Raw genomic sequence first — 18,500 nt, 5'->3', positions numbered from 1 at the left:
ATAAGTAAAATTTAAATGAATAATTTGTATGAAATAACAATTCCATGACTTGCTAAACAAAAAACTGTGAGCTACCCGGCAATAGTGACTCTTTATCTGCTGGCAATTTTGTCAGTCGGGCGGGTTAAAAGATCGTGTAGATTTAAATAAATATCCTATCATTTGTAGTAACGGCAATTACTCATTGAAAAACATACCGTTAACATGGCGTTCACTAGTCGCCTGACTGTTAAACACTATTAACATTAAATTTGAAAATTGATTTAAATCAATGTTTAAATCTTGGTAAACAGCCTCAAAAGAGGTTAAATTGCTGCAGATCAAATTGGTCTGAAAGTGATAAATTAGCTATAAATTGATCACTATCGAAAAATGCAAATTTACCTCGATAAAAACCTGTTTATTGTAAGGATTTTACGGCGTAATATAATTGCGGGATCAATTTGAGTGTTTTATTAACATGTTTGTAACCTTTCATCATTGTCCTTTCTTCAAATGAGAAGAAAAAGCAGCGGCGGAGGGAAGCAGATAAATTTGTATTGGGGCATGCGTGTGACCCTTTCTAACGGGGTTCACTCTCGGAGTCTTCATGCGATGAGCAAGGAGTCATGATGTTAGATATAGTCGAACTGTCGCGCTTACAGTTTGCCTTGACCGCGATGTACCACTTCCTGTTTGTGCCACTGACGCTAGGTATGGCGTTCTTGCTGGCCATCATGGAAACGGTCTACGTCCTTTCCGGCAAACAGATTTATAAAGATATGACCAAGTTCTGGGGCAAGTTGTTTGGTATCAACTTCGCTCTGGGTGTGGCAACCGGTCTGACCATGGAGTTCCAGTTCGGGACTAACTGGTCTTACTACTCCCACTATGTAGGGGATATTTTCGGTGCGCCGCTGGCGATTGAAGGTTTGATGGCCTTCTTCCTCGAATCCACCTTTGTAGGTCTGTTCTTCTTCGGCTGGGACCGTTTGGGTAAAGTCCAGCATATGTGCGTCACCTGGCTGGTGGCCCTGGGTTCTAACCTGTCCGCACTGTGGATTCTGGTTGCGAACGGCTGGATGCAAAACCCAATCGCCGCGGATTTCAACTTTGAAACCATGCGCATGGAGATGCTGAGCTTCTCTGAACTGGTGCTCAACCCGGTAGCACAGGTGAAATTTGTTCACACTGTGGCATCTGGTTATGTTTGTGGCGCGATGTTCGTTCTGGGGATCAGCTCCTACTATATGCTGCGCGGTCGTGACTTCGCGTTTGCTAAACGTTCTTTTGCAATCGCCGCCAGCTTTGGTATGGCTGCTATTCTGTCTGTTATCGTTCTGGGTGATGAATCCGGTTACGAAATGGGCGACGTGCAGAAAACCAAACTCGCTGCTATTGAAGCCGAATGGGAAACGCAGCCTGCACCGGCTTCCTTTACCCTGTTCGGTATTCCGGACCAGGATGCGCAGGAAAACCATTTTGCGATTCAAATTCCTTATGCGCTGGGCATCATTGCCACCCGCTCTGTTGATACACCGGTCATTGGTCTGAAAGACCTGATGGTGCAGCACGAAGAGCGCATCCGTAACGGGATGAAAGCGTATCAACTGCTGGAAGAACTGCGTGCGGGTACTACCGATCAGGCCGTTCGCGACCAGTTCAACAGCATGAAGAAAGACCTGGGTTATGGTCTGCTGCTGAAACGCTATACGGATAACGTCACCGACGCGACCGAAGCGCAAATTCAGCAGGCAACGAAAGATTCTATTCCTCGCGTTGCGCCGCTGTACTTCGCTTTCCGTATTATGGTGGCGTGCGGCATTCTGATGCTGGCAATCATCGCAGTGTCCTTCTGGACCGTGATTCGTAACCGTATCGGTGAGAAAAAATGGCTGCTGCGCACCGCGCTGTATGCGATTCCTCTGCCGTGGATTGCCATTGAATCCGGTTGGTTTGTTGCAGAGTACGGCCGCCAACCGTGGGCGATTGGTGAAGTGTTACCAACAGCCGTAGCGAACTCTTCGCTGACCGCTGGCGACCTCATCTTCTCGATGCTGTTGATTTGCGGCCTGTATACCCTGTTCCTGGTGGCTGAACTGTATCTGATGTTCAAGTTCGCACGCCTTGGGCCGAGTAGCCTGAAAACCGGTCGTTATCACTACGAGCAGTCCACTGTGACTTCTCAGCCGGCACGCTAAGACAGGAGTCGTCAAATGATCGATTATGAAGTATTGCGTTTTATCTGGTGGCTGCTGGTTGGCATTCTGCTGATTGGTTTCGCGGTCACTGATGGCTTCGACATGGGGGTGGGCATGCTCACCCGTTTCCTCGGTCGTAATGATACCGAGCGTCGAATTATGATTAACTCCATCGCCCCGCACTGGGACGGTAACCAGGTTTGGCTCATCACCGCGGGTGGCGCACTGTTCGCTGCCTGGCCGATGGTGTATGCCGCTGCGTTCTCCGGTTTCTATGTGGCGATGATCCTGGTACTGGCGTCTTTGTTCTTCCGTCCGGTCGGTTTTGATTACCGCTCCAAGATTGAAGACATGCGCTGGCGCAACATGTGGGACTGGGGCATCTTCATTGGTAGCTTCGTTCCACCGCTGGTTATTGGCGTGGCGTTCGGCAACCTGCTGCAAGGGGTTCCGTTCCACGTAGACGACTACATGCGTTTGTACTACACCGGTAACTTCTTCCAGTTGCTGAATCCGTTTGGTCTGCTGGCGGGTGTCGTGAGTGTTGGGATGATCATCACCCAGGGCGCGACCTATCTGCAGATGCGTACGGTAGGTGAACTGCATCTGCGTGCGCGTGCAACGTCGCAGGTTGCGGCACTGGTCACTATGGTCTGCTTCGCGCTGGCTGGTGTGTGGGTGATTTACGGTATTGACGGTTATGTTGTGACCTCAGCACTGGATCATCATGCCGCCTCTAACCCGCTGACCAAAGAAGTGGCTCGCGTGGCTGGCGCATGGATGGTGAACTTTAACAATGCACCTATCCTGTGGCTGGTTCCTGCACTGGGCGTGGTTCTGCCGCTGTTGACCATCCTGACTTCTCGTATGGAGAAAGGGGCATGGGCGTTCGTCTTCTCTTCACTGACGTTAGCCTGCATCATCCTGACGGCTGGTATCGCAATGTTCCCGTTTGTGATGCCATCCAGCACCATGATGAACGCAAGTCTGACCATGTGGGATGCAACGTCCAGCCAGCTGACGCTGAATCTGATGACGTATGTAGCTTGTGTGTTCGTTCCGATCATTCTGCTGTACACCGGCTGGTGTTACTGGAAGATGTTCGGACGCATCACCAAAGAAGATATTGAAAGCAACACCCACTCTCTGTACTAAGTAAGGAGCTTAAAATGTGGTATTTCGCATGGATTTTGGGAACGCTTCTTGCCTGTGCATTTGGGATAATCACAGCGCTGGCGCTTGAGCACGTTGAATCAGGCAAAGCCGGACAAGAAGATAGCTGATGACCAACATTATCGCGATGCAGTATAACGCGATGGACAAGCGCCCCTTGCGGGCGCTTTCCTTTGTGCTGGCAATCGTGTTGGCTGGCTGCATATTCTGGGATCCGTCACGTTTCGCGGCCAAAACCAGTGAGCTGGAAATCTGGCATGGTCTCCTGCTGATGTGGGCGGTCTGCGCAGGCATCATTCACGGCGTTGGTTTTCGTCCTCGCGCCGTACACTGGCAGGGCATTTTCTGCCCGCTAATCGCGGATATCGTCCTGGTTGTTGGTCTGATTTTCTTCTTCTTTTGAATAAGAAACATCCTTAAATATTTATGGGCTTGCATAAGCCCATAAATTTTTACTCTCCGTTTACTTTCCCCCATTCCAAACCACCATTCCCGCGCGTATAGTAGCGAAGTTTGAAAGCATTAACCTAAGGTTGTGCCCTGGAGTTGTGTGCGGTGGCGACACTGGACCATCAGGACGCAACTTAATTGCATTACCGGGATGTAAAGTGAATACAGCGCGATATACAACGACATTCTTGAAGCATCGCGGCGGCAAGAACGCGAGTCACCAGGCGCTTACAAAGTTAAGCGACCGGTGTGAGTGGGCGAAGCCAACAAAGAGGCAGTAAGAATGAACAAGTATATGTTTCGATGGCCGGTTCGTGTCTACTATGAAGACACCGATGCCGGTGGAGTGGTTTACCACGCCAGCTACGTCGCTTTTTACGAAAGAGCACGCACAGAAATGCTGCGTCATCATCACTTCAGTCAGCAGGTCCTGTTGGCCGAACGTGTAGCCTTTGTGGTGCGCAAGATGACGCTGGAGTATTTTGCGCCTGCCCGGCTCGACGATATGCTCGAAGTCCAAACCGAAATTACGTCAATGCGTGGCACCTCATTGGTTTTCACGCAACGCATTGTCAACGCAGAGAACACCGTGCTGAATGAAGCCGAAGTTCTGATTGTTTGCGTTGATCCACTCAAAATGAAGCCTCGTGCGCTTCCCAAGTCTATTGTCGCGGAGTTTAAGCAGTGACTGACATGAATATCCTTGATTTGTTCCTGAAGGCAAGCCTTCTGGTTAAACTTATCATGTTGATTTTGATTGGTTTCTCAATCGCATCCTGGGCCATTATTATCCAGCGGACCCGTATTCTTAATGCGGCTTCACGTGAAGCCGAAGCATTTGAAGACAAGTTCTGGTCCGGCATTGAATTGTCGCGCCTGTATCAGGAAAGCCAGGGGCGTCGTGATAATCTGGTGGGTTCGGAACAAATTTTCTACAGCGGATTCAAAGAGTTTGCGCGTCTGCATCGGGCGAATAGTCATGCGCCGGAAGCGGTCGTTGAGGGGGCATCCCGTGCGATGCGTATCTCGATGAACCGTGAACTGGAAACGCTGGAAACGCATATTCCATTCCTCGGCACCGTAGGCTCTATCAGCCCGTATATCGGTCTGTTCGGTACCGTTTGGGGGATCATGCACGCATTTATCGCGTTAGGCGCGGTAAAACAGGCAACGCTGCAAATGGTCGCACCGGGTATCGCGGAAGCATTGATTGCAACGGCTATCGGTCTGTTTGCGGCAATCCCGGCGGTTATGGCTTACAACCGACTGAATCAGCGCGTGAACAAGCTGGAACTGAATTACGACAACTTTATGGAAGAGTTCACCGCGATTCTGCACCGCCAGGCGTTTACCGTTAGCGAGAGCAACAAGGGGTAAGCCATGGCCAGAACGCGTGGACGAGGTCGTCGCGAACTCAAGTCCGAAATCAATATTGTACCGCTGCTCGACGTACTACTGGTGCTGTTGCTGATCTTTATGGCAACCGCGCCGATTATTACGCAGAGTGTGGAAGTCGACCTGCCGGATGCGACCGAATCGCAAGCTGTCAGCAGTAACGACGAACCGCCGGTCATTATTGAAGTTTCCGGGATAGGGCAATACAGCGTGGTCGTTGAGAAAGATCGTATGGATCAACTGCCGCCGGAGCAGGTTATCGCGGAAGCGAAAAGTCGCCTGCAGACCAATCCGAAAACGGTCTTTTTAATCGGTGGTGCGAAAGACGTGCCTTATGATGAAATAATTAAAGCGCTGAACTTGTTACACAGTGCAGGCGTAAAATCGGTTGGCTTGATGACGCAGCCAATCTGATGACTGCGTTTTGCTGGCTTGAAAGATAGCGCGTAACAGGCGAACAGTTTTTTGGGAACCGAGAGTGTCAAAGGCAACCGAACAAAACGACAAGCTCAAAAGGGCGATAATTATTTCAGCGGTGCTGCATGTCATTTTATTTGCAGCGCTGATCTGGAGTTCGTTCGATGAGCACATTGATGCTTCAGCCGGCGGCGGTGGCGGTTCGTCCATCGACGCCGTTATGGTCGATCCTGGCGCCGTTGTGCAACAGTACGACAGGCAGCAGCAACAGCAGGCAAGTGCTAAACGTGCAGAAGAGCAGCGTGAAAAACAGGCGCAGCAGCAAGCTGAGGAACTTCGCGAGAAGCAGGCGGCCGAGCAAGAGCGACTGAAGCAACTTGAAAAAGAACGTTTAGCCGCGCAGGAAAAAGTGCGCGAACAGGCGGAACAGCAGAAACAGGCCGAAGCCGCCGCCGCGAAAGCGCAAGAGCAACAGAAACAGGCTGAAGAAGCTGCGGCGAAGGCTGCTGCAGACGCGAAGGCCAAAGCTGATGCTCAGGCGAAACAAGCGGCAGATGCCGCGAAGAAAGCCGCTGCGGACGCACAGAAAAAAGCAGAGGCTGAAGCCGCTAAAGCCGCCGCTGATGCGAAGAAAATTGCCGAAGCACAAGCTGCTAAGGCTGCCGCAGACGCTGCGAAGAAAGCTCAGGCTGAAGCCGCCAAGCAAGCAGCAGCCGAGAAAGCTGCTGCGGAGAAAGCAGAAAAAGCCGCTGCCGCGAAAGCTGCCGCTGCTGAAAAGGCTGCGGCTGATAAGAAAGCCGCAGCGGAAAAAGCAGCAGCAGACAAAAAAGCTGCAGCCGAGAAAGCCGCTGCCGATAAGAAAGCTGCGGCAGATAAAGCGGCGGCTGCGAAAAAGGCTGCGGCCGAAAAAGCAGCTGCAGCCTCTGGCGTTGACGACTTGTTGGGCGACTTAAGCTCCGGTAAGAATGCACCGAAATCGGGTGGTGGAGCGAAAGGAAACGGTCAACCGGCGAAAGATAGTGGTACAAGTGGTGCAAATGGCGGTGCATCTGGCGCTGATATCAGTGCTTACGCATCTCAAATTCGTAATGCGATCCAGAGCCGTCTGTATGGTGCCGATTTGTATGCGGGTAAATCTTGCGTATTACATATCAAGTTAGCACCCGATGGTCTGTTACTGGATGTGACCGAAGAGGGCGGAGATCCGGCATTGTGTCAGGCTGCGCTGACGGCTGCGAAAACAGCCAGAATTCCTAAACCGCCTAGCCAGGCTGTTTATGAAAAAGTAAAAGATGCCAAGCTGGACTTTAAACTGTAATAACGTCCCTGAGAATTCAGGGGAAACGGTCTAAGGTTGAGACAGCGTTCTGGTAGTTTTGTGTATTTGAGTTTGTTAACATTCTGCTAAATTATCGTGGGCTTTCCGTCCAGATAAGGGAGATATGATGAAGCAGGCATTACGAGTAGCATTTGGTTTTCTGATGCTGTGGGCAGCGGTGCTGCACGCAGAAGTACGTATCGAGATCACCCAGGGGGTGGACTCGGCACGCCCGATTGGTGTTGTCCCCTTCCAGTGGGCAGGGCCGGGTGCTGCACCTGAAGATATCGGTGGTATCGTAGGCGCTGACCTGCGTAACAGCGGTAAATTTAATCCGTTAGACCGTTCTCGCCTGCCGCAGCAGCCGGGTACCGCACAGGAAGTTCAACCTGCCGCATGGTCTGCGCTGGGTATTGATGCCGTGGTAGTAGGTCAGGTTACGCCTAATCCGGATGGTTCCTACAGCGTTGCTTATCAACTGGTAGATACCGGTGGCGCACCGGGTACCGTACTGGCACAGAACACCTATAAAGTGAACAAGCAGTGGTTGCGTTACGCGGGCCATACTGCAAGTGACGAAGTGTTTGAAAAACTGACCGGTATTAAAGGTGCATTCCGTACCCGTATCGCTTATGTTGTTCAGACGAACGGCGGCCAGTTCCCGTACGAATTACGTGTATCCGACTACGATGGCTACAACCAGTTCGTGGTACACCGTTCTCCGCAGCCGCTGATGTCTCCGGCATGGTCTCCGGACGGTTCAAAGCTGGCATACGTCACTTTCGAAAGCGGTCGTTCTGCGCTGGTTATTCAGACGTTGTCTAATGGCGCGGTTCGTCAGGTAGCGTCGTTCCCACGTCACAACGGTGCACCTGCGTTTTCTCCGGATGGCAGCAAACTGGCGTTTGCCCTGTCTAAAACCGGTAGCCTGAACCTGTATGTCATGGACATTGGTTCCGGTCAGATCCGTCAGGTGACGGATGGTCGCAGCAACAACACGGAACCTACCTGGTTCCCGGACAGCCAAAACCTGGCCTTTACCTCTGACCAGGCCGGTCGTCCGCAGGTATATAAAGTTAACGTCAACGGCGGTGCTCCGCAGCGTATTACCTGGGAAGGTTCGCAAAACCAGGATGCGGATGTGAGCAGCGACGGTAAGTTTATGGTAATGGTAAGCTCAGCCAATGGTCAGCAGCACATTGCCAAACAAGATCTGGTAGCGGGTGGCGTACAAGTCCTGTCGTCAACGTTCCTGGATGAAACGCCAAGTCTGGCACCTAACGGCACTATGGTAATCTACAGCTCTTCTCAGGGGATGGGATCCGTGCTGAATTTGGTTTCTACAGATGGGCGTTTCAAAGCGCGTCTTCCGGCAACTGATGGTCAGGTTAAATTCCCTGCCTGGTCGCCGTATCTGTGATAATAAATAATTGATTAATAAAGGAATCATTGAAATGCAACTGAACAAAGTGCTGAAAGGGCTGATGATTGCTCTGCCTGTTATGGCTATTGCAGCGTGTTCTTCTAACAAGAACGCCAGCAATGACGGCAGCGAAGGCATGCTGGGTGCCGGCACTGGTATGGATGCAAACGGCAGCGGCAACATGTCTTCTGAAGAGCAAGCGCGTCTTCAGATGCAACAGCTGCAGCAGAACAACATCGTTTACTTCGATCTGGACAAGTACGATATCCGTTCTGACTTCGCTGCAATGCTGGATGCTCACGCTAACTTCCTGCGTAGCAACCCGTCTTACAAAGTCACCGTAGAAGGTCATGCGGACGAACGTGGTACTCCTGAGTACAACATCTCCCTGGGTGAGCGTCGTGCGAACGCCGTTAAGATGTACCTGCAGGGTAAAGGCGTTTCTGCTGACCAGATCTCCATCGTTTCTTACGGTAAAGAAAAACCTGCAGTACTGGGTCATGACGAAGCGGCTTACGCCAAAAACCGTCGCGCCGTACTGGTTTACTAAGAGAATTGCATGAGCAGTAACTTCAGACATCACCTGTTGAGTCTGTCGTTACTGGTTGGCATAGCGGCCCCCTGGGCCGCTTTTGCACAGGCGCCAATCAGTAGTGTCGGCTCAGGCTCGGTCGAAGACCGTGTCACTCAACTCGAGCGTATTTCTAACGCTCACAGTCAGCTTTTAACCCAACTCCAGCAACAACTCTCCGATAATCAGTCCGATATCGATTCCCTGCGTGGTCAAATTCAGGAAAATCAATATCAGCTGAATCAGGTTGTTGAGCGACAGAAGCAGATATTGCTGCAGATGAATAATCTTGGCAGCGGTAGTGCGCCTGCGGCACAGTCTACAGGTGGCGATCAGAGTGGGGCGGCAACCCCTGCACCTGATGCGGGAGCTGCAGCAACGTCAGGGGCTCCCGTGCAAACTGGCGATGCGAATACCGATTACAATGCAGCGATTGCTCTGGTGCAGGATAAATCCCGCCAGGATGACGCGATTGAAGCATTCCAGAACTTCATCAAAAAGTACCCGGACTCTACTTACCTGCCCAATGCGAATTACTGGCTGGGTCAGTTGAATTACAACAAGGGTAAAAAAGATGATGCTGCGTTCTATTTTGCTTCGGTAGTTAAAAACTTCCCAAAATCACCTAAGGCTGCAGACGCGATGTATAAAGTCGGCGTCATCATGCAGGACAAAGGTGACACAGCAAAAGCTAAAGCGGTTTATCAGCAGGTTATCACTAAATATCCTGGCACTGATGGCGCGAAACAAGCGCAAAAACGCCTTGGCGCGATGTAATGACCACCATGCGACCAGAAATCGTGTTATTTCTGGTCGTGTCGTGTGATTCCTAAGCAGTTGAGTTATTTACATCGAAATTTTTGTTGCGCTAAAATCTGAAATCAGTAATATATGCCGCCGTTGCCAAGGGATATCAAACAGCCCGAAAGCGGCGGAAAAAGTGGGGCGTTAGCTCAGTTGGTAGAGCAGTTGACTTTTAATCAATTGGTCGCAGGTTCGAATCCTGCACGCCCCACCACTTAATGCAGTATCCAGCGTAGTATCGGGTGATTAGCTCAGCTGGGAGAGCACCTCCCTTACAAGGAGGGGGTCGGCGGTTCGATCCCGTCATCACCCACCACTCGGGGCGTTAGCTCAGTTGGTAGAGCAGTTGACTTTTAATCAATTGGTCGCAGGTTCGAATCCTGCACGCCCCACCAACTTTAACATTGTACTCAGGTGTTAAACGTGAAGGATAACGTTGCTTTAGCAACGGCCCGTTAGGGCGAGACGAAGTCGAGTCATCCTGCACGCCGCCATATCAATTGTTATATTGGTGTCGAGTAAAGAATTTTCAGGTGACATCCGAGCGGGTCGTTAGCTCAGTTGGTAGAGCAGTTGACTTTTAATCAATTGGTCGCAGGTTCGAATCCTGCACGACCCACCATCCTGAATAATTGAAGCAGTAAACCCCATACGGGGGCGTTAGCTCAGTTGGTAGAGCAGTTGACTTTTAATCAATTGGTCGCAGGTTCGAATCCTGCACGCCCCACCAGTGTAAAAAGGCGCCCTAAAGGCGCCTTTTTGCTATCTGCGATTTATAAGATTGCCTGATGTCCTTTGCTTATCAGTCTACAGACGACACTACTCGCGTTGGCCGGATAAGACGTCAGACGCCATCCGGCATTCATCACTCGCAATTATTGTGACTTTTCTGCGCCAATCCGCTATCTTGTTTAGCATACAAAACAAATCAAACCGAATATGGCGTGCGTCACGCTTTTAATCGGTTATTTCGTTAAGCCAGTGAAACGAGAAAGCAAGATGAGCGTGATGTTTGATCCCGAAGCAGCAATTTATCCGTTTCCGCCGAAGCCAGTACCGCTAAGTGTGGATGAAAAGCAATTTTATCGTGAAAAAATCACGCGCCTGCTGAAAGAGCGTGATGCCGTTATGGTCGCGCATTATTACACCGATCCTGAAATTCAGCAGTTAGCGGAAGAGACCGGGGGCTGTATTTCTGATTCTCTGGAGATGGCGCGGTTCGGTGCAAAGCATTCTGCCTCTACGCTGCTGGTTGCGGGCGTGAGGTTTATGGGAGAAACTGCCAAAATTCTCAGCCCGGAAAAGACCATCCTGATGCCGACCTTACAGGCGGAATGTTCATTAGATCTGGGCTGTCCGATTGACGCGTTCAGCGCATTTTGCGACGCGCATCCGGATCGTACCGTGGTGGTTTACGCCAATACCTCTGCTGCCGTTAAAGCACGTGCGGACTGGGTCGTGACTTCCAGTATCGCGGTTGAACTTATTGAACATCTTGATAGTTTAGGTGAAAAAATCATCTGGGCTCCGGACAGACATCTGGGCAACTACGTGCAAAAACAGACCGGCGCAGACGTGCTCTGTTGGCAGGGGGCCTGTATCGTCCACGACGAGTTTAAAACCCAGGCTTTAACACGCATGAAAGGGCTTTACCCTGATGCAGCGGTGCTGGTGCACCCGGAGTCCCCTCAGTCTATCGTTGATATGGCAGATGCGGTTGGCTCAACCAGCCAGCTCATCAACGCGGCTAAATCGTTACCGCATAAGCAGTTGATTGTGGCGACTGACCGGGGCATTTTTTACAAAATGCAGCAGGCCGTTCCGGATAAAGAGCTGCTTGAAGCTCCGACGGCTGGCGAGGGGGCAACCTGTCGCAGCTGTGCGCATTGTCCGTGGATGGCGATGAATGGCCTGAAAGCGATTGCTGAGGGCCTGGAACATGGCGGCGCGGCTCATGAGATACATGTTGAGGACTCGCTGAGAGAAGGGGCGCTGTTGCCGTTAAACCGTATGTTGGAATTTGCGGCTACACTTCGAGCGTAATTATTTATTTTTGCTCTGGGGGAAAAGATGGACTTTTTTAGCACGCAGAACATTCTGGTACATATTCCGATTGGCGCGGGTGGTTACGATTTGTCGTGGATCGAAGCCGTGGGAACGATCGCCGGGTTGCTGTGTATTGGCCTGGCGAGCCTTGAGAAAATCAGCAATTACTTCTTCGGTCTGATAAACGTCACGCTGTTTGCAATTATCTTCTTTCAGATCCAGCTCTATGCCAGCTTGTTGCTGCAAGTTTTCTTCTTTGCCGCAAATATCTACGGCTGGTATGCCTGGTCCCGGCAAACCAACCAGCATGAAGCGGAACTGAAAATTCGCTGGCTACCGCTTCCAAAAGCGATCGGCTGGCTGGCGGCTTGCGTGGTGGCGATCGGCCTGATGTCGATCTATATCGATCCGGTCTTTGCGTTCCTGACAGGCATTGCGGTGAATATTATGCAGGCATTGGGATTACAGGTTGTTGTGCCTGAACTACAACCCGATGCATTCCCGTTCTGGGACTCCTGCATGATGGTGCTGTCGATTGCGGCGATGATCCTGATGACGCGCAAATACGTTGAAAACTGGCTGCTGTGGGTGATCATTAACGTCATTAGCGTGGTGATCTTTGCCCTGCAAGGCGTATATGCCATGTCGCTGGAATATATGATCCTGACGGTTATCGCCCTGAACGGTAGCAGGATGTGGATTAACAGCGCGCGTGAGCGGGGTTCCCACGCGCTTTCTCATTAATGGTGATGATGTGAATGGCCGGACACGCCCTGATACAGGTGACAGTCCGGCCCATTGCACGGCTGATACTCCATCTGGATTGTGGCGTGTTCAATCTGGTAGTGATGGATAAGGAAATGCTGAATACGCTCCAGCAACGCATCGTGATCGTGTGGCGGGATCACCTGAACATGCAGCGTCATTACCGGTTTTTCGCCCACCATCCAGACATGGACATGGTGAACGTTGCGGACTTCAGGGATATCCCGGCTGAGATGGCGCTGCAGTGCGGCGATATCCAGCGTCAGCGGGGCACCTTCCAGTAATTCATTAACGCTATCTTTTAGCAATCGCCAGGGGCTACGCAGCACCAGCACGGAAACCAGAATCGAGAGAATTGGGTCCGCGGGCGTCCAGCCCGTCCAGATAATAATCAGCGCAGCGATGATTGCCCCGACCGAGCCGAGTAAATCGCCCATCACATGCAGCGCCGCGGCGCGGACGTTCAGATTTTTCTCTTCACTGCCGCGATGTAAAACCCAAAAAGCGAGCACGTTGGCCAGTAGACCCGCGACAGCAATAACCATCATCATGCCGCCAGCCACGGGTCGAGGCGTCTGGAAGCGCTCAATCGCCTCCCAGACGATTAAAATGGTGATAACGACCAATGCGATGGCATTAACAAATGCGGCCAGCGTCGTGAGCCTCAGCCAGCCGAAGGTGTGTCGTATTGTGGGCGGGCGACGGGAAAACCGGACGGCCAGCAGCGCGAAAAGCAGCGCCGCAGCATCCGTGAGCATATGCCCGGCGTCGGCCAGCAAGGCCAGTGAACCAGAAAGTATGCCACCCACCACTTCAACCAACATAAATCCGGCTGTAATGCAGAATGCGAACATCAGTCGGCGGGCATTATTGTCCTTGGGTTGCTCAGAGGAAGTATGAGTATGTGCGTGCGCCATTATGCCATCCCTTTGTTATTCTCATCTTTACTGTATGCCATCATACCGTTTTTGGGATGATAAAATTAAAAAGGAGAGCTATTGCTCTCCCGTTATTAGCTTTAATTTCAGCGTTACTGCGTGGTGCCATCAGTTTTTGTGTCAACATCATTGTTGATGCCGTTTCCGGTCTCAACCTTCTTATTCACATCAGGGCAGCGACCGTCCTTACACATCGTGTTTTTGTGCATCTCATCTTTGGTCATCCCTTCATGGTTCATTGATGAACCGTCCGGGTGCAGCATTGTGCCACCTGAATTCACGTTACTGTTGTCGACATTATTTGGCGCCACGTTTTCGCGGGCGTCTGGGGCGACTTGTCCTGCATCAGCCGAGGAATTTGCCTGACCGTTATTGGACTGCGCGTTGCTTTCAGCAGCCAGTGCCGCGCCGCTGGCGAGGCTGAGTGTAGCGGTAAGGAAGAGTGAAGCCAGCTTTGTCATATGCATAATATGCTCCTGTTAAGGTCGATATGTCGGATAACGTCTTCCAACAGTGCATGTGCCAGTTACATCATTAATATGTGGTTAATCGTTTTGCTATGGAAATTAAAACCAGCATAGAATCTTGAAATCTATGAAAATTAAAGCTGTTACAGTTAGAAATTGTAGTTTGGATCTCATTTTTCGCTACTTTATTGCGTTTTTTTGGCCAATTCCAGGATTAATCCGTCCAAAGTGTAAAACCCCGTTTACACTTTATGACTGAAGATATAGATTGGAGGGATTGCATTCATTTATATAAGTATGGCAACGCTGGAATAATCATGAATTATCAGAACGACGATTTACGCATTAAAGAGATCAACGAGTTATTACCACCAGTCGCACTGCTGGAAAAATTCCCCGCTACTGAAAATGCCGCCAATACGGTGGCTCATGCCCGTAAGGCGATTCATAAAATTCTGAAAGGGAGCGACGATCGCCTTCTGGTGGTGATTGGGCCATGCTCTATTCATGATCCGGTAGCTGCCAAAGAGTATGCCACTCGTCTGCTGGCGCTGCGCGAAGCGTTAAAAGGTGAGCTTGAAATCGTCATGCGCGTCTATTTTGAAAAACCGCGTACCACCGTTGGCTGGAAAGGGCTTATCAACGACCCGCACATGGACAACAGCTTCCAGATCAATGATGGGCTGCGCATTGCGCGTAAACTGCTGCTGGATATCAACGACAGCGGATTGCCGACAGCGGGTGAATTCCTCGATATGATCACCCCACAATATCTCGCCGATCTGATGAGCTGGGGCGCGATTGGGGCACGTACAACAGAATCTCAGGTGCACCGCGAGCTGGCATCGGGTCTGTCCTGCCCGGTTGGTTTTAAAAACGGAACCGATGGCACCATCAAAGTGGCGATTGATGCAATCAACGCTGCAGGGGCACCGCACTGCTTCCTGTCTGTCACCAAATGGGGTCATTCAGCGATCGTGAATACCAGTGGTAATGGCGATTGCCATATCATTCTGCGCGGTGGCAAAGAGCCGAACTACAGCGCCCAGCACGTTGCGGACGTGAAAGAAGGCCTGATCAAAGCAGGACTCTCTGCGCAAGTGATGATCGACTTCAGCCATGCCAACTCCAGCAAGCAGTTCAAAAAGCAGATGGATGTTGCGAAAGATGTTTGCGGACAAGTCGCCGGTGGCGAAAAAGCAATTATTGGCGTGATGATCGAAAGCCATTTGGTGGAAGGTAATCAGAATCCGGATAGCGGTGGGCCGCTGACCTACGGTAAGAGTATCACCGACGCATGCATTGGCTGGGAAGATACCGATGCGGTGTTGCGTCAACTGGCGGATGCGGTAAAAGCGCGTCGCGGTTAACCAAGTCCCCTGGGCCTGAGAAGAGTAGTGCTATCAGGCATTCCGGTGCAGACTGCCGGATGGCGGCGATGCCTTATTTGGCCTACATTTTCTAGTCGTGTCGAAATAAAAAAAGCGTGGAGAAATCCACGCTTTTTCTTTAACTTACCGCGAAAATTACTTCGCTTTACCCTGGTTCGCAACGGCCGCCGCTTTTGCTGCGATCTCGTCAGCGTTACCCAGATAGTAGTGTTTGATCGGCTTGAAGTTTTCGTCGAACTCATACACCAGCGGTACGCCGGTCGGGATGTTCAGTTCAAGGATCTCATCTTCGCCCATGTTATCCAGGTATTTAACCAGCGCACGCAGAGAGTTACCGTGAGCGGCGATAATTACGCGCTCACCGCTTTTCATGCGCGGCAGAATGGTTTCATTCCAGTAAGGGATAACGCGATCGATAGTCAGCGCCAGGCTTTCGGTAACTGGTAACTCTTTGTCGGTCAGCTTCGCATAACGCGGATCGTGACCCGGATAACGCTCGTCGTCTTTGGTCAGTTCCGGCGGGGTAACCGCAAAGCCGCGACGCCACTGCTTAACCTGCTCATCACCGTATTTTTCCGCGGTTTCTGCTTTGTTCAAACCCTGCAGCGCACCGTAATGGCGTTCGTTCAGTTTCCAGGATTTCTCAACCGGCAGCCAGGCCTGATCCAGTTCGTCCAGTACGTTCCACAGGGTGTGGATGGCACGTTTCAGCACAGAGGTATAAGCAAAATCGAAGCTGTAGCCTTCCTCTTTCAGCAGTTTTCCTGCCGCTTTTGCTTCGCCCACGCCTTTCTCGGACAGATCAACATCATACCAACCGGTAAAACGGTTTTCGTTGTTCCACTGACTTTCACCGTGACGTACCAGAACCAGCTTAGTTACAGCCATACATTCACTCCTATAAATCATATCGAATGATAATAATTCTCATTATATTGCCGTAATCCGTCAGCGGCAATGCTTATCCTTATACAATAGCGAAAATTAGTCATTAATGTAAGAAACATGTAAATGAGAGGTTGTGTAGGGAGAGCAAGGTAAGTGACTGAGCACCTGAGAGAAAAGGGGCGAGATTTTCAGTGAATGCAGAGCCTGAAAATTGTTCAAAATGTGAAAATCCTCATACCAAAAAGTCAATCAAACGGAATTCAAGTACCTTACTCATTACTGCCTTTGAATGTCTTCAAGTATGCTATTCATAATTTCTGAGTAAATGTTCGAACGATTAATTTTCCGTCAAAGAATTTCACAATAATTCATTTCCTTATCAGATTTCATATTTGAGGATATTTATCATGTCAGGTGCAATAAGCTCTCTGGAAAGGGTGATCTTACCTGTTGCCGTAAAACTGGGAAAACAGGTACATGTCAATGCCATTAAAAATGGCTTTATCAGGTTAATGCCTTTAACGCTGGTTGGGGCAATGTTTGTTCTTATTAACAATGTGCTACTTAATTTTGGTGAAGGATCATTCTTCTGGTCAATGGGGGTGCGGCTGGATGGAGGAACAATTGCTTCTCTGGAACAATTAAAAGTCATTGGTGGCAGCGTTTATAACGGCACGCTGGGGATAATGTCATTAATGACACCATTTTTTATTGGTATGGCACTTGCTGAAGAGCGTAAAGTCGATGCTCTGGCCGCTGGCTTATTATCAATCGCGTCTTTGGTAATGACTCCAACTTATTGATAGTGTTTTATGTTCAGATAATGCCCGATGACTTTGTCATGCAGCTCCACCGATTTTGAGAACGACAGCGACTTCCGTCCCAGCCGTGCCAGGTGCTGCCTCAGATTCAGGTTATGCCGCTCAATTCGCTGCGTATATCGCTTGCTGATTACGTGCAGCTTTCCCTTCAGGCGGGATTCATACAGCGGCCAGCCATCCGTCATCCATATCACCACGTCAAAGGGTGACAGCAGGCTCATAAGACGCCCCAGCGTCGCCATAGTGCGTTCACCGAATACGTGCGCAACAACCGTCTTCCGGAGCCTGTCATACGCGTAAAACAGCCAGCGCTGGCGCGATTTAGCCCCGACGTATCCCCACTGTTCGTCCATTTCCGCGCAGACGATGACGTCACTGCCCGGCTGTATGCGCGAGGTTACCGACTGCGGCCTGAGTTTTTTAAATGGCGGAAAATCGTGTTGAGGCCAACGCCCATAATGCGGGCGGTTGCCCGGCATCCAACGCCATTCATGGCCATATCAATGATTTTCTGGTGCGTACCGGGTTGAGAAGCGGTGTAAGTGAACTGCAGTTGCCATGTTTTACGGCAGTGAGAGCAGAGATAGCGCTGATGTCCGGCAGTGCTTTTGCCGTTACGCACCACCCCGTCAGTAGCTGAACAGGAGGGACAGCTGATAGAAACAGAAGCCACTGGAGCACCTCAAAAACACCATCATACACTAAATCAGTAAGTTGGCAGCATCACCCACATCGCCATGGCTTAGTTACCTCAACGACAGCAATGATGAATGCCGGGGGTATCGAACATGCGGCGGAGATCAGCGCTGATTATCCCTTGCTAGGTGTTGGTTTACATTTTGTTCTCAGTTATGGCAGGCCACTGTCCGCGATGCCTTCCCTGGTGAGAGAAGGTCATTTAGGGAAATGGGTGTGGGAGGTAGCAAAACAGGGCTCACTGGCGGATGAGGATATTGTGGCTGAATTACACCAGCAGTTTGATCGCTTTGTCTCGCTTTTTGGGCGTCAGCCAACCCATATTGATAGCCATCATCATGTCCATTTTATTCCTCAGGTTTGGCAGCATGTGTCAGATTTTGCTCGTAAAAAAGGCGTACCAGTACGCCTCGACTGGCAGGCGATCCGGCAGCAAAATATCCCGGTACAAGGGGTACGCGGAGTTGAACGCTTTATCAATGATTTTTATGCTGAAAATGTCTCTGATCGCTTCGTTCTTGAAGCGCTAAGACGGGCAACACTGGGTGATGAACAATCTGTCGAGCTGATGTGTCATCCTGCTTTTATCGACAAAACAGGCATGGCCAGCAGTTATTGTTTTCCGCGACTGGATGAACTGGAGGTACTGACTTCGCCTGCACTGCAACGTGCAGTGGTGGAGTTGGGATTCCGGCTGGGAACCTATCGCGATCTGTGATGAATTACCCGGCGGTTTACATCGCCGGGCATTTTGCAT

The 18,500-nt window shown here is 50.6% G+C and carries 19 protein-coding genes, 5 tRNA genes and 1 pseudogene; 21 read left to right on the top strand and 4 right to left on the bottom strand.

Annotation, left to right across the window (positions count from 1 at the left end; translation table 11 throughout):
* Positions 1-611: 611 nt before the first annotated feature.
* From cydA to pnuC, 18 genes are all read left to right on the top strand, one after another.
* Positions 612-2,180, top strand: coding sequence for a cytochrome ubiquinol oxidase subunit I (gene cydA / locus HV334_RS16620; protein WP_016152309.1), 1,569 nt, complete (start codon positions 612-614; stop codon positions 2,178-2,180).
* A gap of 15 nt (positions 2,181-2,195) precedes the next feature.
* Complete coding sequence (gene cydB, locus HV334_RS16615; RefSeq protein ID WP_016152310.1) at positions 2,196-3,335, top strand: cytochrome d ubiquinol oxidase subunit II; 1,140 nt, start codon at positions 2,196-2,198, stop codon at positions 3,333-3,335.
* A 14-nt stretch (positions 3,336-3,349) separates the two neighbouring features.
* On the top strand, positions 3,350-3,463 hold the full coding sequence (gene cydX, locus HV334_RS16610) for a cytochrome bd-I oxidase subunit CydX (RefSeq protein WP_003022970.1): 114 nt from the start codon (positions 3,350-3,352) through the stop codon (positions 3,461-3,463).
* A complete protein-coding gene (gene ybgE, locus HV334_RS16605) occupies positions 3,463-3,756 on the top strand; it encodes a cyd operon protein YbgE (protein ID WP_016152311.1) in 294 nt (97 codons plus the stop codon). The genes cydX and ybgE overlap by 1 nt, the downstream gene beginning before the upstream one ends.
* Before the next feature lie 330 nt (positions 3,757-4,086).
* Positions 4,087-4,491, top strand: coding sequence for a tol-pal system-associated acyl-CoA thioesterase (ybgC, locus tag HV334_RS16600; protein ID WP_003831439.1), 405 nt, complete (start codon positions 4,087-4,089; stop codon positions 4,489-4,491).
* Entirely contained in the window at positions 4,488-5,180 is a 693-nt protein-coding gene (tolQ, locus tag HV334_RS16595; RefSeq protein WP_016152312.1) for a Tol-Pal system protein TolQ, read from the top strand. Before ybgC ends, tolQ begins: the two co-directional genes overlap by 4 nt.
* Positions 5,181-5,183: 3 nt before the next feature.
* Positions 5,184-5,612, top strand: a complete 429-nt coding sequence (gene tolR / locus HV334_RS16590) for a colicin uptake protein TolR (RefSeq protein WP_003022978.1) — start codon at positions 5,184-5,186, stop codon at positions 5,610-5,612.
* A 64-nt stretch (positions 5,613-5,676) separates the two neighbouring features.
* On the top strand, positions 5,677-6,933 hold the full coding sequence (gene tolA / locus HV334_RS16585) for a cell envelope integrity protein TolA (protein ID WP_016152313.1): 1,257 nt from the start codon (positions 5,677-5,679) through the stop codon (positions 6,931-6,933).
* Positions 6,934-7,060: 127 nt separating this feature from the next.
* A complete protein-coding gene (tolB, locus tag HV334_RS16580; RefSeq protein ID WP_003022981.1) occupies positions 7,061-8,353 on the top strand; it encodes a Tol-Pal system beta propeller repeat protein TolB in 1,293 nt (430 codons plus the stop codon).
* Positions 8,354-8,387: 34 nt separating this feature from the next.
* On the top strand, positions 8,388-8,906 hold the full coding sequence (pal, locus tag HV334_RS16575; protein WP_003022983.1) for a peptidoglycan-associated lipoprotein Pal: 519 nt from the start codon (positions 8,388-8,390) through the stop codon (positions 8,904-8,906).
* A 9-nt stretch (positions 8,907-8,915) separates the two neighbouring features.
* Positions 8,916-9,704, top strand: a complete 789-nt coding sequence (cpoB, locus tag HV334_RS16570) for a cell division protein CpoB (RefSeq protein ID WP_016156016.1) — start codon at positions 8,916-8,918, stop codon at positions 9,702-9,704.
* 165 nt (positions 9,705-9,869) lie between these two features.
* Positions 9,870-9,945 (top strand) — tRNA-Lys (locus HV334_RS16565).
* A 26-nt stretch (positions 9,946-9,971) separates the two neighbouring features.
* Positions 9,972-10,047 (top strand) — tRNA-Val (locus HV334_RS16560).
* A 3-nt stretch (positions 10,048-10,050) separates the two neighbouring features.
* Positions 10,051-10,126: transfer RNA gene (locus HV334_RS16555), tRNA-Lys, on the top strand.
* Between the two features lie 151 nt (positions 10,127-10,277).
* Positions 10,278-10,353: transfer RNA gene (locus HV334_RS16550), tRNA-Lys, on the top strand.
* A 32-nt stretch (positions 10,354-10,385) separates the two neighbouring features.
* Positions 10,386-10,461: transfer RNA gene (locus HV334_RS16545), tRNA-Lys, on the top strand.
* Between the two features lie 269 nt (positions 10,462-10,730).
* Positions 10,731-11,774 carry a quinolinate synthase NadA gene (gene nadA / locus HV334_RS16540; RefSeq protein ID WP_181220655.1) on the top strand — a complete coding sequence of 348 codons (1,044 nt, stop codon included), beginning with the start codon at positions 10,731-10,733 and terminating at the stop codon, positions 11,772-11,774.
* 27 nt (positions 11,775-11,801) lie between these two features.
* The gene (gene pnuC, locus HV334_RS16535) at positions 11,802-12,521 is read left to right on the top strand and encodes a nicotinamide riboside transporter PnuC (RefSeq protein WP_016152316.1); all 720 of its coding nucleotides are present in this window, start codon (positions 11,802-11,804) and stop codon (positions 12,519-12,521) included.
* Here pnuC and zitB read toward each other — a convergent pair.
* Together zitB and HV334_RS16525 are read right to left on the bottom strand one after the other, a co-directional pair.
* Entirely contained in the window at positions 12,518-13,459 is a 942-nt protein-coding gene (gene zitB / locus HV334_RS16530) for a CDF family zinc transporter ZitB (protein ID WP_181220654.1), read from the bottom strand. The genes pnuC and zitB overlap by 4 nt on opposite strands.
* A gap of 113 nt (positions 13,460-13,572) precedes the next feature.
* Positions 13,573-13,947, bottom strand: a complete 375-nt coding sequence (locus HV334_RS16525) for a YbgS-like family protein (protein WP_016152318.1) — start codon at positions 13,945-13,947, stop codon at positions 13,573-13,575.
* 317 nt (positions 13,948-14,264) lie between these two features.
* Here HV334_RS16525 and aroG point away from each other — a divergent pair, with 317 nt between their 5' ends.
* The gene (gene aroG, locus HV334_RS16520; RefSeq protein WP_181220653.1) at positions 14,265-15,317 is read left to right on the top strand and encodes a 3-deoxy-7-phosphoheptulonate synthase AroG; all 1,053 of its coding nucleotides are present in this window, start codon (positions 14,265-14,267) and stop codon (positions 15,315-15,317) included.
* 156 nt (positions 15,318-15,473) lie between these two features.
* On the opposite strand, the gene gpmA is transcribed toward aroG, so the two are convergent.
* Positions 15,474-16,226, bottom strand: a complete 753-nt coding sequence (gpmA, locus tag HV334_RS16515) for a 2,3-diphosphoglycerate-dependent phosphoglycerate mutase (RefSeq protein WP_003022999.1) — start codon at positions 16,224-16,226, stop codon at positions 15,474-15,476.
* 407 nt (positions 16,227-16,633) lie between these two features.
* Between gpmA and HV334_RS16510 the strand changes: the two are divergent.
* A pseudogene (locus HV334_RS16510) lies at positions 16,634-17,020 on the top strand (PTS N,N'-diacetylchitobiose transporter subunit IIC); the annotation flags it as partial.
* 2 nt (positions 17,021-17,022) lie between these two features.
* Here the strand turns inward: HV334_RS16510 and HV334_RS16505 are convergent.
* A protein-coding gene (locus tag HV334_RS16505; RefSeq protein WP_095033700.1) for an IS1-like element IS1B family transposase occupies positions 17,023-17,720 on the bottom strand; the annotation gives its coding sequence in 2 pieces (ribosomal slippage) (positions 17,023-17,471 and positions 17,471-17,720; 699 coding nt in all).
* Positions 17,721-17,810: 90 nt separating this feature from the next.
* Here HV334_RS16505 and chbG point away from each other — a divergent pair.
* Positions 17,811-18,461: a chitin disaccharide deacetylase gene (gene chbG / locus HV334_RS16500; protein WP_181220652.1), complete on the top strand. Its 651-nt coding sequence runs from the start codon at positions 17,811-17,813 to the stop codon at positions 18,459-18,461.
* The last annotated feature ends 39 nt before the right edge of the window (positions 18,462-18,500 follow it).

The organism is Citrobacter sp. RHBSTW-00944 (genome assembly GCF_013615435.1).
GTDB classification, from domain to species: Bacteria; Pseudomonadota; Gammaproteobacteria; order Enterobacterales; family Enterobacteriaceae; genus Citrobacter; species Citrobacter braakii.
Note: the sequence above shows the minus strand (reverse complement) of the source record. Positions and strands in the feature narration are given on the sequence as shown.

Bases quoted from the DNA above. Each gene is read 5' to 3' on its own strand.
- gpmA (WP_003022999.1), bottom strand. From the start codon at position 16,226: ATGGCTGTAACTAAGCTGGTTCTGGTACGTCACGGTGAAAGTCAGTGG.
- cydX (WP_003022970.1), top strand. From the start codon at position 3,350: ATGTGGTATTTCGCATGGATTTTGGGAACGCTTCTTGCCTGTGCATTT.
- aroG (WP_181220653.1), top strand. From the start codon at position 14,265: ATGAATTATCAGAACGACGATTTACGCATTAAAGAGATCAACGAGTTA.
- tolR (WP_003022978.1), top strand. From the start codon at position 5,184: ATGGCCAGAACGCGTGGACGAGGTCGTCGCGAACTCAAGTCCGAAATC.
- pnuC (WP_016152316.1), top strand. From the start codon at position 11,802: ATGGACTTTTTTAGCACGCAGAACATTCTGGTACATATTCCGATTGGC.
- nadA (WP_181220655.1), top strand. From the start codon at position 10,731: ATGAGCGTGATGTTTGATCCCGAAGCAGCAATTTATCCGTTTCCGCCG.
- zitB (WP_181220654.1), bottom strand. From the start codon at position 13,459: ATGGCGCACGCACATACTCATACTTCCTCTGAGCAACCCAAGGACAAT.
- cydB (WP_016152310.1), top strand. From the start codon at position 2,196: ATGATCGATTATGAAGTATTGCGTTTTATCTGGTGGCTGCTGGTTGGC.
- pal (WP_003022983.1), top strand. From the start codon at position 8,388: ATGCAACTGAACAAAGTGCTGAAAGGGCTGATGATTGCTCTGCCTGTT.
- cpoB (WP_016156016.1), top strand. From the start codon at position 8,916: ATGAGCAGTAACTTCAGACATCACCTGTTGAGTCTGTCGTTACTGGTT.
- chbG (WP_181220652.1), top strand. From the start codon at position 17,811: ATGATGAATGCCGGGGGTATCGAACATGCGGCGGAGATCAGCGCTGAT.
- cydA (WP_016152309.1), top strand. From the start codon at position 612: ATGTTAGATATAGTCGAACTGTCGCGCTTACAGTTTGCCTTGACCGCG.
- HV334_RS16525 (WP_016152318.1), bottom strand. From the start codon at position 13,947: ATGCATATGACAAAGCTGGCTTCACTCTTCCTTACCGCTACACTCAGC.
- tolB (WP_003022981.1), top strand. From the start codon at position 7,061: ATGAAGCAGGCATTACGAGTAGCATTTGGTTTTCTGATGCTGTGGGCA.
- ybgE (WP_016152311.1), top strand. From the start codon at position 3,463: ATGACCAACATTATCGCGATGCAGTATAACGCGATGGACAAGCGCCCC.
- ybgC (WP_003831439.1), top strand. From the start codon at position 4,087: ATGAACAAGTATATGTTTCGATGGCCGGTTCGTGTCTACTATGAAGAC.